Source organism: Rhodoferax sp. GW821-FHT10B06 (assembly GCF_059415605.1).
In genome coordinates, this window is the sequence record NZ_JBWKNO010000003.1 from 163,595 (window position 1) to 177,193 (window position 13,599).

The following is a 13,599-nucleotide window of genomic DNA, read 5'->3' on the forward strand; positions in this document are numbered from 1 at the left end:
GGTTAGACGGTCCAGGGTTTCTCTGGAGGAAATTGATTGAAGAATGAAGGGCCATAGATTAACGCAAGGGAAATCAATAAGCTAGACAGGCCTCCTAAGGCAGCTTCCTGTCACCCATGCCAAGTCAGCAGTATTGTTTTGCTTCGTTTCCTCCTTTTGTCGATCACAGGCTCCGGCACTTGGAGTTTTGAGAAAGTACTCCCGTGAGTGTTGCTAGCCCCACCATGTAAATACCTTTAAGAAATATTCTCAATGCCTTGTCAAATCAATACCCCAAAAAAAATAGTCTTTAGCCGCAAGACAGGACTCCCGACGCTTGCTGCGTTATTGGTTACATCGTTTGTCATGAACACCGCCAGGTCCGATGTAGTGGCCAAGCCTGCCTCTGAAGAAGTGCAATTGAATGCCTTGTATTCCCAAGCCAAGACTGAAGGGGACAAACTGACTGTGTACATGGGAGGAGATGCGCCGGGTCAATGGGATGCAATTGGCAACGCTTTCATGAAAGCCTTCCCTGGCATCAAGATCAATATCGTCGTTGACCTTAGTAAATACCATGACGCACGCATCGACAACCAATTAGCTAACAAGGCGTTGGTGCCGGATATGGCTATTTTGCAGACCTTGCAAGATTTTGATCGCTGGAAGCAAAAGGGCGTACTGCTAAAGTACAAGCCGATTGGATGGAGCAACATCTATCCTGTTGCAAAAGACCGTGACGGCTATTGGACTGGCGCGTTCTATGCAGCCTTTGGCCCATTGGTCAAAAAGGAGGCGGTCAACGGCGAGGCCTCTTCCTACAAAGCAACCGATCTACTTGATCCAAAGTACAAGGACAAACTTATCTTCACCTATCCCAATGATGATGATGCAGTTCTACTAGGCTTCAAACTACTGGTTGACAAATATGGCTGGGACTGGCTCAAGGTCCTAGCAGAACAAAACCCAACGTTGGTGCGAGGATTGCCGAATGCCGCCGCTGGTGTGGCATCCGGCCCTTACCTCGCGAACCCCATGACGGCGGGAGATCCCGGTCAAACTTCTGTTGCTATCCTCGATAGCAACGATCCGTTCGTATCCTGGGTGCAAAGAGCGGCAATTTTCAAGACGGCAAAGCATCCGCATACGGCTAAATTGTTTCTAAGCTGGTTGGTGTCAGCACGGGGGCAGAAGGAGGCGATCGCCAGTTGGACGTGGTCAGTGCGCAATGATGTGGCTCAGCCTGTGTGGTTGAAGCCCATCAACGCTTACAGGAATACTGACCCGGCGGCGCTTAGTAAATTCATGAGTGACCGCGCTGCAGTGGAACAATTTCGCAGCCAAGTCGAGCTTTATCTAAAACCTGTCAGTGGCAGCGACCCAGCAAGCCCTGACGCAAAGCTTGGCTTGACTCCAGGGGTTTAATTCCAGACCAATATCCTGGCGCTGAATGCGGCTGTGAAAGCGGCCCGCGCAGGAGAGCAAGGGCGTGGCTTCGCCGTAGTCGCGTCCGAGTTTCGCAGTTTGGCGCAGCGCGCGAAATCAAGGCGCTGATCGGTGACTCGGTCGCCAAAGTGGAGGCTGGCGTTGCCCAAGTGCAAGAAGCTGGCCAAACCATGACGGAAATCGTGACCCAGGTGCAACGTGTGTCATCCATGATTGCAGAAATCACTGCGGCGAACCAAAACCAAACTTTAGGATACCAAAGCATGCATTCAAAATCAGCCGACTCCACCGTACAGGACACTGTCGTCCATGTAGGTGCCACCGAGCGATCGGCCGCGATGGAGAAGGCATTCAGTACATCGGCTGAGGATCGGAGCGAAGATATTTCGCGTCGCCTATTCCTGGGGAGTTTGGGCGCATTGGGTTTGTCCGCCTGTGGTGGGGGCAGTAGTTCAGAGGCAACCGTTTCAGCTACATCTAGTACCTCGACAACATCTAACAGCACGATTGACTCTAGGTCGGATTCTTCTTCATCAACTAGCACGGCTTTTACGCATCCAGGCCTGCTGCACACGCAGGCTGATTTTGACCGGATGGTTGCGAAGCTGGCGATAGAACCCTGGGCTAGCGGTTGGAATGCATTGATCGGCAACAGCCACGCGAGCTCAACGTATTCACTCCAGGGTCCAGTGGCCGTGATTTACCGCGGCAGCGATGGTACGCACGCCGCGAATTTCGGTTTGTTCTACAACGATGTGGCAGCCGCCTACGCCTGTGCACTGCGCTGGAAGGTGTCCGGGGAAATCGTCTACGCCGACAAGGCGGTGGCCATCATGAACGCTTGGTCCTCCACCCTTACCGGGCTAGGCGGCAATAACGACGTAGCTTTACTGGCTATCCAGGGATACCAGTTCGCCAATGCCGGTGAAATCATGCGCAGCTATTCAGGTTGGGCGGCGGTGGATTTCGCCAGTTTTCAAAACATGATGCTGACCATTTTCTACCCGCTCGCCGATTACGGCGTGAACACTTCGTTGACATCGCTGACGGTCTATTCCAGCTGGCAACTGTGCAGCGTCGCAGCGATACTGGCGATCGGGGTGCTTTGTGACAACAGCACTATCTTTAATGAGGCGATTACCTATTTCAAGACGGGCCAGGGCAATGGCGGAGTGGCGCAAACGGTGTACTACCTCCATCCAGGCTACCTGGGACAGACACAGGAATCGGGCCGCGATCAAGGTCACAACACACTCAGCATTTCCTTGCTGACCGTCATCTGCGAGATGGCATGGAACCAGGGCGTCGATCTATACGGCTATGACAACAACCGCGTTCTGGCGGGTTGCGAGTATGTGGCCAAGGGCAATCTGATCGAGTCCGGCACCAGCTACTACACGATGCCATTTACCGAATACAAGACCAACGGCATCGACGACACGGCTTTTTCCACCACCGGGCAAGGCTCGGTCCGGCCCGAGTGGGCCATGATCTACCACCACTATGTGAACCGCAAGGGCCTGGCGGCGCCTTACTCCAAAGCATTCGCAGCGCTGACCGCACCCGAAGGCGGTGGTGGCAACTACGGGCCAAACAGTGGTGGTTATGACCAACTGGGTTACGGCACATTGGCCTTCACACGTGAAGCCATCTCTAGTGGTGCGGCGCCCAGCGGCTTGACCGCGACCGTGACCTCGGGGATCGTGACGCTGTCGTGGTGGGGCTCGGCCTACGCCACTAGCTACACCGTCAAGCGCAGTACCTCCGCGGGTGGCTCCTACACCAGTATTGCGACTGGTGTTACCGATCTCCTCACTTATGCGGATGGCGGTATGGCCGCGGGCACGTACTACTACGTTGTGACGGCCATGACCTCGTCAGGCGAAACAACCGCGTCCAACGAGGTGACCGTTGTCACCGCCACGCAATTGCACACTTATCTGGCCTTTAACGAAGCCACCGGCACCAGTGTGGCGGACAGTAGCGGCAGCGGCAACACGGGGACGCTGGTGAACGCAACCTGGGCGAGCGGCAAGAGCGGCAGCGCGGTGTCACTCGACGGCAGCAGCGGATATGTCAACCTGCCTACCGGTATGCTGACAGATCTCGGTGATTGCACGATTTCGTTCTGGACATATTGGACGGGACTCCACAATGACGTGCAATGCGTCTTCAACTTCGGCTCTGGTGTGGACCAGTTCATGATGTTTTGTCCGAAATGGAGCGACGGCAAGGCACGCTTCATGATCACTACCAACGCAGAAAGCGGATCTGATTTGATTTCGTCTGGTGCACGAATGTCTGACTTCAGCTGGGTGCATGTGGCCGTGACGCTGGCCGGTGGCGTGGGTACGATGTATTTCAATGGCTCGGTCGTTGGCACCAACACCGCGATGCGCTTCCAACCATTTCGCCTTGGGAACACGACCCAGAACTGGATAGGTCGTTCGTACAACGGCGGCAATCCCCTGTACACCGGGCTGGTGGACGAGTTCCGCATCTACAGGGGCGCGCTCACTGCGGCGCAAATTGCAGCCTTGGCGGCAGCATAGGGCACTCGATGGTTCTTCCGCACAGCACCGAGCTATAGAAAGAAGCAGGCAGTTTTGTCAGGATACACATCGCGTCTTGCAATGCATCCCAAAGAGGAGTCAGTGTTACTGCTGACCTTGAATTGATCAGTTGAGCACGCTTGTATCGATGCCAAACTGATAGTCCCCAGGATGTCGCGGCTGCCGTCGCGCAGCACGCCCAGCGCCAGATACACGGCCTTGGAGCGCACCACGCCGTCCTCGCGGATCTTGACCCGCAGCGCGTCAAAGAACACGACCGGGTACATCGCCTCCAGCGGGCGTGTCTGCCAGGCCGTGACCTCGCCCATCACCGCGTCGGTGACGCTGCTGATCAGGTCGGGCGAGACGTCTACCGAGTACATCTCGGCGAGGAAGCCCTGGATCTCGCGCACGGTCATGCCACGGGCATACATGGCGATGATCTTGTCGTCAAAGCCGGTGAAGCGGCGTTCGTGCTTGCCGATGAGTTGGGGCTCGAACGTGCCCTCACGGTCGCGGGGAACGTCGATGCGCAGGGCGCCAACATCGGTCAACACCGTCTTGGCGCTCTTGCCGTTGCGGTGATTGGCAGCGGCCCCTTCAGGCTTGGCCTGGCCAGGCGCGTAACCCAGGTGGTGGCTCATCTCGGCGCCCAGCGCCCGCTCCAGCACCGACTTCTTGAACTGCTGGAAGATGCCCTCCAACTCAGCCGGCGTCACCGGCCTAGGGATGAGTTGCTCAAGCAACTCGGCTGAAAATTGCGGCTGCGCCGCCTTGTCCACCGTAGCGGTCGTCTTTGTCTTGCGTGGCATTCATGCTCCTTGTTGACATGCTATGCCTCACACGAAAAATTTCTGACAGGCTCGCCAGTCGCCTGTTCGAAGCCGGCTTCACCATCGAACAAACCGCGCTGGTGAGCGGCCACAAGGACTGGAAGATGCTCAAACGTTACACCAACCTGCGGCCAGAGTCTCTCATCGCCTCAATCCGCTAACACAGCTACCCTCGATCAACATGCCCACCAGCCCTGCGCAAATTGCGCTGGGAGCTTCAACTGACCCCGAACACGCCAGTGGAGGAACTGCCGGCTCCTCGCCCCACAACCCGCAGCGAGCCGGACTCTCCCGTGCGAACGATGCATCCCTGGTGGGTGCTGTAGCCTCCATCTGAACCCTGCTTTACACCGTACCACTTCAACCGACCGATTACTATCGTTTACATCTGGCGACTCTGCATCAGCAGCTTCTCGCGCACGGGATCACACAGACCTATCTCTATCTAAATGGCACGAACATCCGGTACGACGGAGAGGAATTGGTAGCCACCAGGCCTGTACTTCACAGTAATCAACAAAAAGGTCATTCAAAGCCCCCACAAGAACAAGTTGGGCCTCTTCACTGAAGAAATCGGCACAACGGACTTATTTATCGACGGTCTGCAAGGATGGCTGATGTCTTCTGCTTTTACCCAACCAGGGGAGTCCCTTCTCTGGCGCGGAAGACGGGGCGACGACTTCTGCGAAACCATTGTCAATCACAGAGCACCCTACCCCTTCGCACATCACTAGGGAACCCTCCTCCGTGCCACATCAAACGAATCGCCTAGCCTCTGGACTGACCGTGAAAGTGAGTGGCGAAATAGTCGATCACCTCCGCAGCCTACGTGCCTTGGCGGAACCGGCGCTGTGCTTCGAAATCGATCGACGGCACCATATGGATGAACTGATGGTCGACATACAGTGCCATCACCGCTTGAGCATCCTGCCCTCCCGTACTACGCTGGCCTGTCAGCGTATTGGCCGCTTCGATGGCGGCACCGATCATCACGTCAGCCAATTGCACCGCCGGACTTGTCTTCGAGTCCACCTGTGTCACCGATGCGAGCTTGAGCGGAAACTTGATGATCGCGATCTCGGATTGGCGGAACTCGATGGCCTGGTCGTGGTTGATGTAACGCTGCAGCAAATTCTTGGACTGATCATGTTCGACACAGTATGGCCCGGAGGCCATTTCCTCCATACGGCTAACTAGCGACTGCAACACCACAAAAGCCGCGTCGGTGCGAACGCCGGGCGTTACAATCGCCTCAAGGTACTCCGGTACCGCACCCGGCGCCTCCGGTAGCGCTTGCCACTTGGTCTTGCGCGCCATGGTGTGCAAGTTCCCCTACTCAAAGACTATTTACGCTGGCCATTTTCTGCCTACAAAAATACCGGAGACCACTCGGTGGCTGATACGATCCCAGAATGCACAAAGCCACAGGTTATCCGTAGCTTGAATACTGTGGGATAGCATGCTCGTTATTTTGTCTACGTAGGTTCCACAACCTTTTGGTTAAATGCTGGCAACATTAACAATCGTCCGGAAAGTGGCGCACTTGCCAGCGTGTCGAGCGACACGCTGTGACGGGCAGTAGTCACTATCAGGTGCCCGCTGCCACCGGCATCGAAGGCTAGGTCCGTTGCGCATGGTACAGGCAGGCCGACGACGCGGTCGACCTGACCATCGGAAGTGAAACGCATCAACGACCAACCATCGCACAGCGCCGTCCAGATGCCGCCCTCGGTGTCGAAAGCCAGGCCGCTGACGCGACCCGAGCCCTTGGGCACGGAAGCCAGTCGGCGCACCCCCTGCCCCGGCGCGAGCACCAGAATGGCTCCAGAGTGCGGCGCGGTGGCGTAGAGCGCCTGGTCCACGGCGCTCCAGGCCAGGCACTGCACCGGCTCGCCGATGCGCCAGCGCACATCGAGCGTGCCGTCTGCGCGCACCAGGCCGATGGCGGCGCCCGATTCCGGCAGTGCCACGGCCGCCCACACGCCTTGGGCACCGTCTTCGCACACTGCCAGCACTGGCTGGACGAGCCACGGCGTGAGCGGGGTTCGGTGCCCATCAAGCCCAAGCCGCTCCGCGCTGCTCTCGAAAACCACAATCAGCTCCTCCGCTGTGTCGCTTGCACGTCGGAGCAAACCGACCACAGGCGACTCGACTGCGGCCAATTCAGAGTCTTGTCCGTCGGACCAGCATCTGACCGATGGCGCAAGCACATCGGCCCACCACATGCGGGTGCCGTCGCTCGACCACAAAGGGTGGGCGCCGTGGAAGGCCCATGGGCCCGGCAGCGCCACGACCGCAGATTCAGTTTTGGCTGCGGGTACCGTTTCCGTAACGATCTGCGCGCCGATACGACGCGCAGCCTCCGCGACCTCCGGCCCCAGCAGCTCGAGCCGCGCGCGCGTGAGCCGGTACGCCGGCCCCGCCACGCTGATCGCGCCGCGAACCTGGCCCGACGCATCAACCACCGGCGCGCCGACACAGCGCACGCCCAGCACGATCTCCTCGTCGTCGATCGCGTAGCCGCGTGCGCGGGTGATGCGCAGCTCGGCCTGCAGGCGGCGGCGATCGGTGATGGTGAGCGGTGTCAGCGGCTTCAGCACCACCTCGCGCACGATGGCGTCGCGCGCTTCGTCGGGCATGGCGGAAAGAATGGCCTTGCCCTGGCTGGTGCAGTACACGGGTTTGCGCTGGCCCAGCACCGCGGCCGAGCGCAAGCTGTGCGCGCCATCGCAGCGCTCCAGCGAGATAACCTCGCGACCGTCGAGCGTGGCGAGATAGGTGGTCTCGCCGGTCAGGTCTCGCAAGGCACGCAGTTCGAGCGCGGCCGCGACCACGAGGTCAGGCATGGCGTAAGCCTGGCGTGCCATCTCGAAGCAGCGAAAGCCCAGGCAATAGACCTTGCGCAGCGGATCGCGACGCACCAGGCCTCGCGCCACCAGAGTAGCCAGCAGGCGGTAAACCGTGGTGCGCGGCAGGGACAAACGTTCGGCCAGTTCGCTCTGGCCCAGGCCTTCGGGCGACGCACCGATGGCGTCGAGTACGTCCAGCGCCTTCTCCAAAGAGCCCGTGCCTTCTCCAGTTGTGGTCGACATGCGTTTTTGTCTCAGATTATGGTACTTGGCACGCCTTCCAATGCCGGCGCGGTGTGCGGATCATTCTATTTTCGTGTGCTGCTGGCTACGATGGAGCGAAGCCACTGCTGCCTGGCAGGTGCGGCTTTTATTCCCACCATTTGAGACAAGGCCCAATGAACCATACTTCCGTCCCTCCGCTCGCCACGATTCCGCAGCGCGCACCGGCGCCGTTCGTTTCCGACACCGTACTGGACCGCCTGGCCAAGGCCACCAGCGGTTCTCTGACCACCCAGCTCTACATCAAGGGGTTCCGCCAGCCCGTGCTGCACGGACTGAGCGCGCTCAACAAGAAGATCAAACCCTTTGCCGGCCGTGCCTACACCATGCGTTTCATTCCCGCGCGTGAGGATGTGGATGTCTACGGTAATCTGACCACCGAGCCCAGCGCCGACAACCTGCAATGGGTCGGCGTGGAGCAGATCGAGCCCGGCCACGTACTGGTCATTGACAGCAACAAGGACGGCCGCGCCGCTTCCATGGGCAACATGCTCATCACCCGCATGATGATGCGCGGCGCGCGCGGCGTGATCACCGATGGCACGTTCCGCGACGGCACCGAGCTCAGTGCGATGGACTTCCCGATCTGGTGCACCGGCGTCACTGCCACCACACGCCTTAGCTATCACCACGTGGCCGACCTACAGGTACCGATTGGCTGCGCCGGTGTAGCCGTCTACCCCGGTGACGTGATCCACGGAGACGGCGACAACATCACGGTGATCCCGGCCCACCTGGCCGAAGAAATGGCCGACCTGTGCGAGAAGCGCGACGACATCGAGGCCTATCTGGCGCTACGTGTGCAGGCCGGTGAAGCGCTGTGGGGCCTGTATCCGCCCAGCCAAGCCACGCGGGACCAACACAAGCAATGGGTTGCCGATGGCCGCCCAGCCATTGCGCCAGCGAAACCGGCCAGCGTTTGACACCCCGGCCCGCTCCCTCCCCAGGACCTCAAGGACACCCCATGCATGCCCCATTCACCCCCGAAGACCACGCCGCGCTGATCCGCCGTTATTTCGACGCCTGCAACACTTCCGACTATGACGCCTTGGTTTCCTGCTTCACGCCTGATGCCGTGCACTACTTTCCCGCAGGCCTGCCCGAGATTCCCTGGCGCAGCGCCGACACCATCGCAAAAAAATGGCAGTGGTGCGTCGAAACCCTGGGCTCGCAGTGGACCATCGACAAACTCATCGTCAGCCACAACACCCCCGAGGCCATGATCGAGTGGACCCATTGGAAAAACAAACTCGGCACGGCTCTGCGCGGCGCCGAGTGGTATGACTTCGACCCCCTCACGGGCAAGATCAAGGAGATCCGCGCCTACTACGCATCCCCCGCCGACAAGGACGCAAAAATCAACGAACTCGTGGCGTTCGACTATGTTGGCCGTGGCTACCCACTGAAAAGCAAGTAAGGACGCCATGCTGCAATCTATCGAAGCCCGCACCGGCAAAACTGTAGGGCTGGGTTGGCCTGAATCCACTCCGGCCGAGATCGACGCCGCGGTACAAGCCGCCGCCTTGGCCGCCGAAGACTTTGCCACCAGTTCGGCCAACACACGCAGCATGCTGCTGCGCGCTCTGGCCGAGGCCCTGGAAGCGAACCGCGAACCACTCGTGGCCTTGGCCGACCGCGAAACCGGTCTAGGCCTGCCGCGCCTGCATGGCGAACTCGACCGCACCACCTTCCAGCTCAAGGGCTTTTCCGATGTACTGGAAAGTGGCTCCATCCACGCCGTGGTCGACGACCCGGCCATAGCCGGTGTGCCGCCTGCAGGCCGGCCACACCTCATGCGAACACGAGTGCCACTCGGCCCCGTGGCCATGTTTTCGGCCAGCAATTTTCCGTTCGCATTTTCGGTACTGGGCGGTGACACCGCTGCGGCGCTAGCTGCCGGCTGCCCGGTGGTGGTGAAGGGCCATCCGGCGCATCCCGAGCTCTCGCGGGTGACGGCAGCGCTGGCGCAGAAGACAGTCGCCGCGCAGGCCCTGCCACCCGGGGTGTTCCAATTTGTGCAAGGCGGATCGATCGCCGTTGGCGTGGCCCTGGTGAACGCGCCCGCCATTGCCGCCATCGCCTTTACCGGCTCATTCAAAGGCGGCACGGCACTGGCCAAGGTGGCCGCCGAACGGCCAAGGCCGATTCCATTTTACGGCGAACTCGGCTCCATCAACCCCTTGCTGGTACTGCCCGCTGCGCTGGAGACCCATAGCACGGCGCTCGCCGCCACGCTGGCCAGCTCAATCTGCCTGGGCGCAGGCCAGTTCTGCACCAGCCCCGGTGTCATCGTGGTGCCCACGGGCACAGCCGGCGATACCTTTGTGCAAAGCCTCGCCACAGCGCTGCAGGCCTTACAGCCGCACGCCATGTTGTCGGCTGGCATCCGCGCCACCTTCGACCAGGGCGTGGCCCGTTGGCGCGCGTCCAGCGTGCTCAAGCCGCTGGTGCAGGATGCACCCGTGGCCGACACGTCGGCGCCACGACCTTACCTTGCACAAGCATCGGCCGTTGACTTCATTGCCCACCACGCGCTGCAGGAAGAAGTCTTCGGCTCGGCGGCGCTGGTGGTGCGCACCGCATCCACCGACGAAGCCGTGGCGGTGCTGCAGGCAGTGGGCGGCTCGCTCACGGTCACGCTGTGGGGCGCCGACGAAGACACGGCGGACAACCGCCGCCTCGTGCGCGCAGCCACGCAGATGGCCGGCCGCGTGTTGTTCGGCGGCGTGCCTACCGGTGTCGCTGTCACCGCGGCGCAGCAACACGGCGGGCCGTACCCCGCCTCCACCCAAGCCGCCACCACGTCGGTGGGCTATGCCGCGGTCGACCGTTTCCTGCGCCCCGTGGCGCTACAGGACGCGCCGACCTGGATCATTGAACGTAAAGGTATTCCATGCTGAAACATACTGTGTTATTCCGGCGCAAGCCCGATGTAGCCAAAGATGCCACGCTCGAGCAAGCCTTGGTCGAGCGCATGCAAACACTGGGCGCGCAGATTCCGGGCATCCGCGAATGGCGCGTCGGAATCAACGAGCTGGTGCGTCCGATCAGCTGGGATGTGGCGCTGGAATCCGCGGTCGATGACACCACGGCCCTCGACGCCTATCTATTCCATCCGCTGCACCAAGCCCTGGTAGCCGACTTGAAGCCGTACTTCGAGTGGGCTGCGGTGGACTACACGGTATAAAATTTTAAGAAAAATCGGCTGTCTGCGCAGTCTGATCCTGCGCAGACAGCTACTGATTCAGTAGCACTCCATTCAAGGTCGCTTGCCGAACTCCTGGGTTTCGGTGGTCCAGCGCAGCGCCTGCTCGCTCAGGCTGAAGCCCAAGCCTGGCCTGTCGGACACATGCATGCGACCATCCTTGAGTTGCATCTGCTCGTTGAACATCGGGCCCAGCCATTCGAAGTGTTCCAGCCAGGGCTCGATCGGGTAGGCCGCGGCCAGGTGCAGGTGGATTTCCATCGCAAAGTGCGGCGCCAGCTTGCGGCCCTTGAAGGCGCCCAGGCCCATGATCTGCAGAAAAGGCGTGATGCCGCCAACCCGTGGTGCATCGGGCTGGATGAAGTCGCAGCCCTCGGCCATGATGAGCTGCGCATGCTCGCCGAAGCTGGTGAGCATTTCGCCGGTGGCGATGGCGGTGTCGAAGCGCTCCGCGAGCTGGGCATGGCCCTCGAAGTCGTAGGCATCCAGCGGCTCTTCGATCCAGGTGAGGTCGAAAGCGTCAAACGCACGGCAGGCACGGGTGGCCTTTTGCCGGTCCCATTGCTGGTTGGCGTCGACCATCAACGGGAAGGAATCTCCCAGCAGTTTGCGCACCGCAGCCACGCGCTCGATGTCGATGGCCAGATCGGGCTGGCCCACCTTGAGCTTAATGCCGCCAATACCGCTTTCACGCGAAATGGCCACGTTGCGCAGCACCTGGTCTAGTGGGGTGTGCAGGTAGCCCCCAGAGGTGTTGTAGCACTGCACCGAGTCGCGCTCCGCTCCCAGCAACTTGGCCAGCGGCAGCTTGGCACGCTTGGCCTTCAGGTCCCACAGCGCAATGTCGAACGGTGCAATCGCCTGCGTTGTCAGGCCGCTGCGCCCCATACTGGCACCCGCCCACATCAACTTGGTGAACAGCCGCGCAATGTCGTTTGGGTCCTCGCCCAGCAGATTGGGCGCCAGCTCTTTGGCATGCGCATACATGCCGGGCCCGCCCGCGCGTTTTGAGTAGCCGAAGCCAATGCCCGAATGCCCATCGCGGGTGGCGATCTCGGCAAAGATGAAGGTGACTTCGGTCAACGGCTTCTGCCGTCCGGTCAGCACCTTGGCGTCGCTCACCGGCGTGGCCAGCGGCAAGAACACCAATGACAACTTGATCCATTCAATGCGGTCGCCGGTGTCCGCCGCCATGCGGGCATCGACCCCGACCTGGGCATAAGAAACGGTATACGATTCAACAGCATGCATAGCTGTAGCTTTCAAAAGTAAAAAATAGGACTTACGCGGCGCCCTTTTGTCGCCCTCTGGGTGCACGGTGCGTCTTGCATAAGTCCTGAGAGTCCTCAGACCAGCTTATCTAAGGGCTGCATTGGCTTATTCCAATTTGATGCCAGCCGCCTGCACGACCTTGGACCAACGGGCAACTTCATCGTGTACGAACTTGGTGTATTCGGACGACTTTGACGCCACCACGACGAAGCCATTGGCTTCCAGCCGGGCGCGCACGGCCGGGTCGCTAAAGGCGGCGGTCATCGCCACTTCGAGCTTGTCGATGATGGCCTTGGGGGTTCCTTTGGGTGCCGATAGACCGGTCCACGAAACGGCCGTAAAACCCGGGTAGCCCGACTCGGCCACCGTGGGCACATCAGGGTACAGCGGGTTGCGCTGGGCACTGGTCACCACCAACGCCCGCACCTTGCCGGCTTTAACAAAAGACAGTGCCGCGTCTTGGTTGGTAAACATGCCGGGGATCTGGTTCGCCAGCACGTCGTTGAGCGCGGGCGCCCCCCCTTTGTAAGGGATGCCGACCATGTCAAGGCCGGCTACCTGCTTCAGGTATTCGGTGGTCAGATGGCCCGACGAGGCGTTCACCTGGCCGTAGCTGAACTTGCCCGGATTGGCTTTGACCCAGGCAAGAAACTCCTTGAAGGTCTTGGCCGGAAATTCGGGATTCACAACTAGCACATTCGGCCCGGCCGCTAACTCCGAGATATGGATGAAGTCGCGCGTCGAATCGTAGGCCGGCTTGGGCGTGAAACCGTGGATGATGGCATTGCTGCCGATGCCCGACAGCAGCAGCGTGTAGCCATCGGCCGGCGATTTGGCAGCCTGGTCGGTACCAATGGCTCCGCCGGCTCCGCCCTTGTTGTCGACCACAAACGCCTGCTTGAGCTGCTTGCCCAGGCCCTCCGCAATCAGCCGCCCCATGATGTCGCTGGTGCCGCCAGCGGGGAAGGGCACGATCACCTTCACGGGGCGGCTCGGGTAGTCGGCCTGGGCCTGAACGGCAAGGGGCAGCGCCGTGGCGGCAAGCAGAGCGGCTGAGGCCAGGAACGGGGTGATCAACGAGGTCATTGACGCGATGGTGAGCAGGCGATTTTGCATGGAATATGTCTCCTGTAGGTATTGAGAAAAGGGCTGTACGGTAGATACGCCGATTCAATCGATAA

General features: G+C 60.2%; 12 protein-coding genes and 2 pseudogenes. 9 read left to right on the top strand and 5 right to left on the bottom strand.

The features are described 5' to 3' along the window. Nucleotides 1-252 precede the first annotated feature (252 nt). From AC07O2_RS06170 to AC07O2_RS06180, 3 genes and pseudogenes are all read left to right on the top strand, one after another. Complete coding sequence (locus tag AC07O2_RS06170) at nt 253-1,404, top strand: ABC transporter substrate-binding protein (protein WP_495074868.1); 1,152 nt, start codon at nt 253-255, stop codon at nt 1,402-1,404. Next, a pseudogene (locus AC07O2_RS06175) lies at nt 1,405-1,691 on the top strand (methyl-accepting chemotaxis protein); the annotation flags it as partial. A 72-nt stretch (nt 1,692-1,763) separates the two neighbouring features. Beyond that, on the top strand, nt 1,764-3,977 hold the full coding sequence (locus AC07O2_RS06180) for a LamG-like jellyroll fold domain-containing protein (RefSeq protein ID WP_495075085.1): 2,214 nt from the start codon (nt 1,764-1,766) through the stop codon (nt 3,975-3,977). 164 nt (nt 3,978-4,141) lie between these two features. Here the strand turns inward: AC07O2_RS06180 and AC07O2_RS06185 are convergent. Beyond that, a pseudogene (locus AC07O2_RS06185) lies at nt 4,142-4,789 on the bottom strand (IS256 family transposase); the annotation flags it as partial. 2 nt (nt 4,790-4,791) lie between these two features. Here AC07O2_RS06185 and AC07O2_RS06190 point away from each other — a divergent pair. Further along, on the top strand, nt 4,792-4,971 hold the full coding sequence (locus AC07O2_RS06190; RefSeq protein ID WP_495075096.1) for a hypothetical protein: 180 nt from the start codon (nt 4,792-4,794) through the stop codon (nt 4,969-4,971). 20 nt (nt 4,972-4,991) lie between these two features. Beyond that, on the top strand, nt 4,992-5,147 hold the full coding sequence (locus tag AC07O2_RS06195) for a hypothetical protein (protein ID WP_495074869.1): 156 nt from the start codon (nt 4,992-4,994) through the stop codon (nt 5,145-5,147). 488 nt (nt 5,148-5,635) lie between these two features. Here the strand turns inward: AC07O2_RS06195 and AC07O2_RS06200 are convergent, their stop codons facing one another. Together AC07O2_RS06200 and AC07O2_RS06205 are read right to left on the bottom strand one after the other, a co-directional pair. Then, nucleotides 5,636-6,127, bottom strand: a complete 492-nt coding sequence (locus AC07O2_RS06200) for a DUF3800 domain-containing protein (protein WP_495074870.1) — start codon at nt 6,125-6,127, stop codon at nt 5,636-5,638. Between the two features lie 158 nt (nt 6,128-6,285). Further along, complete coding sequence (locus AC07O2_RS06205) at nt 6,286-7,902, bottom strand: IclR family transcriptional regulator domain-containing protein (RefSeq protein WP_495074871.1); 1,617 nt, start codon at nt 7,900-7,902, stop codon at nt 6,286-6,288. A gap of 155 nt (nt 7,903-8,057) precedes the next feature. Between AC07O2_RS06205 and AC07O2_RS06210 the strand changes: the two genes are divergently transcribed. From AC07O2_RS06210 to AC07O2_RS06225, 4 genes are read left to right on the top strand one after another with little or no spacing between them, the layout of a single operon-like run. After that, nucleotides 8,058-8,864 (top strand): RraA family protein, encoded by an 807-nt coding sequence (locus AC07O2_RS06210; RefSeq protein WP_495074872.1) that lies wholly within the window; start codon nt 8,058-8,060, stop codon nt 8,862-8,864. Between the two features lie 41 nt (nt 8,865-8,905). Next, nucleotides 8,906-9,358, top strand: coding sequence for a nuclear transport factor 2 family protein (locus AC07O2_RS06215; protein WP_495074873.1), 453 nt, complete (start codon nt 8,906-8,908; stop codon nt 9,356-9,358). 7 nt (nt 9,359-9,365) lie between these two features. Continuing rightward, nucleotides 9,366-10,841: an aldehyde dehydrogenase (NADP(+)) gene (locus AC07O2_RS06220; RefSeq protein WP_495074874.1), complete on the top strand. Its 1,476-nt coding sequence runs from the start codon at nt 9,366-9,368 to the stop codon at nt 10,839-10,841. Then, a complete protein-coding gene (locus AC07O2_RS06225; protein WP_495074875.1) occupies nt 10,835-11,128 on the top strand; it encodes a Dabb family protein in 294 nt (97 codons plus the stop codon). Before AC07O2_RS06220 ends, AC07O2_RS06225 begins: the two co-directional genes overlap by 7 nt. Nucleotides 11,129-11,200: 72 nt before the next feature. On the opposite strand, the gene AC07O2_RS06230 is transcribed toward AC07O2_RS06225, so the two are convergent. Both AC07O2_RS06230 and AC07O2_RS06235 read right to left on the bottom strand, forming a co-directional pair. Further along, the gene (locus AC07O2_RS06230; RefSeq protein ID WP_495075086.1) at nt 11,201-12,340 is read right to left on the bottom strand and encodes an L-talarate/galactarate dehydratase; all 1,140 of its coding nucleotides are present in this window, start codon (nt 12,338-12,340) and stop codon (nt 11,201-11,203) included. 183 nt (nt 12,341-12,523) lie between these two features. Continuing rightward, complete coding sequence (locus AC07O2_RS06235) at nt 12,524-13,534, bottom strand: Bug family tripartite tricarboxylate transporter substrate binding protein (RefSeq protein ID WP_495074876.1); 1,011 nt, start codon at nt 13,532-13,534, stop codon at nt 12,524-12,526. Nucleotides 13,535-13,599: the final 65 nt, after the last annotated feature.

Excerpts from the sequence above, each read along its gene's own strand:
- AC07O2_RS06170 (WP_495074868.1), top strand. The coding sequence starts at position 253 with ATGCCTTGTCAAATCAATACCCCAAAAAAAATAGTCTTTAGCCGCAAG.
- AC07O2_RS06180 (WP_495075085.1), top strand. The coding sequence starts at position 1,764 with ATGGAGAAGGCATTCAGTACATCGGCTGAGGATCGGAGCGAAGATATT.
- AC07O2_RS06190 (WP_495075096.1), top strand. The coding sequence starts at position 4,792 with ATGCTCCTTGTTGACATGCTATGCCTCACACGAAAAATTTCTGACAGG.
- AC07O2_RS06195 (WP_495074869.1), top strand. The coding sequence starts at position 4,992 with ATGCCCACCAGCCCTGCGCAAATTGCGCTGGGAGCTTCAACTGACCCC.
- AC07O2_RS06200 (WP_495074870.1), bottom strand. The coding sequence starts at position 6,127 with ATGGCGCGCAAGACCAAGTGGCAAGCGCTACCGGAGGCGCCGGGTGCG.
- AC07O2_RS06205 (WP_495074871.1), bottom strand. The coding sequence starts at position 7,902 with ATGTCGACCACAACTGGAGAAGGCACGGGCTCTTTGGAGAAGGCGCTG.
- AC07O2_RS06210 (WP_495074872.1), top strand. The coding sequence starts at position 8,058 with ATGAACCATACTTCCGTCCCTCCGCTCGCCACGATTCCGCAGCGCGCA.
- AC07O2_RS06215 (WP_495074873.1), top strand. The coding sequence starts at position 8,906 with ATGCATGCCCCATTCACCCCCGAAGACCACGCCGCGCTGATCCGCCGT.
- AC07O2_RS06220 (WP_495074874.1), top strand. The coding sequence starts at position 9,366 with ATGCTGCAATCTATCGAAGCCCGCACCGGCAAAACTGTAGGGCTGGGT.
- AC07O2_RS06225 (WP_495074875.1), top strand. The coding sequence starts at position 10,835 with ATGCTGAAACATACTGTGTTATTCCGGCGCAAGCCCGATGTAGCCAAA.
- AC07O2_RS06230 (WP_495075086.1), bottom strand. The coding sequence starts at position 12,340 with ATGGCGGCGGACACCGGCGACCGCATTGAATGGATCAAGTTGTCATTG.
- AC07O2_RS06235 (WP_495074876.1), bottom strand. The coding sequence starts at position 13,534 with ATGCAAAATCGCCTGCTCACCATCGCGTCAATGACCTCGTTGATCACC.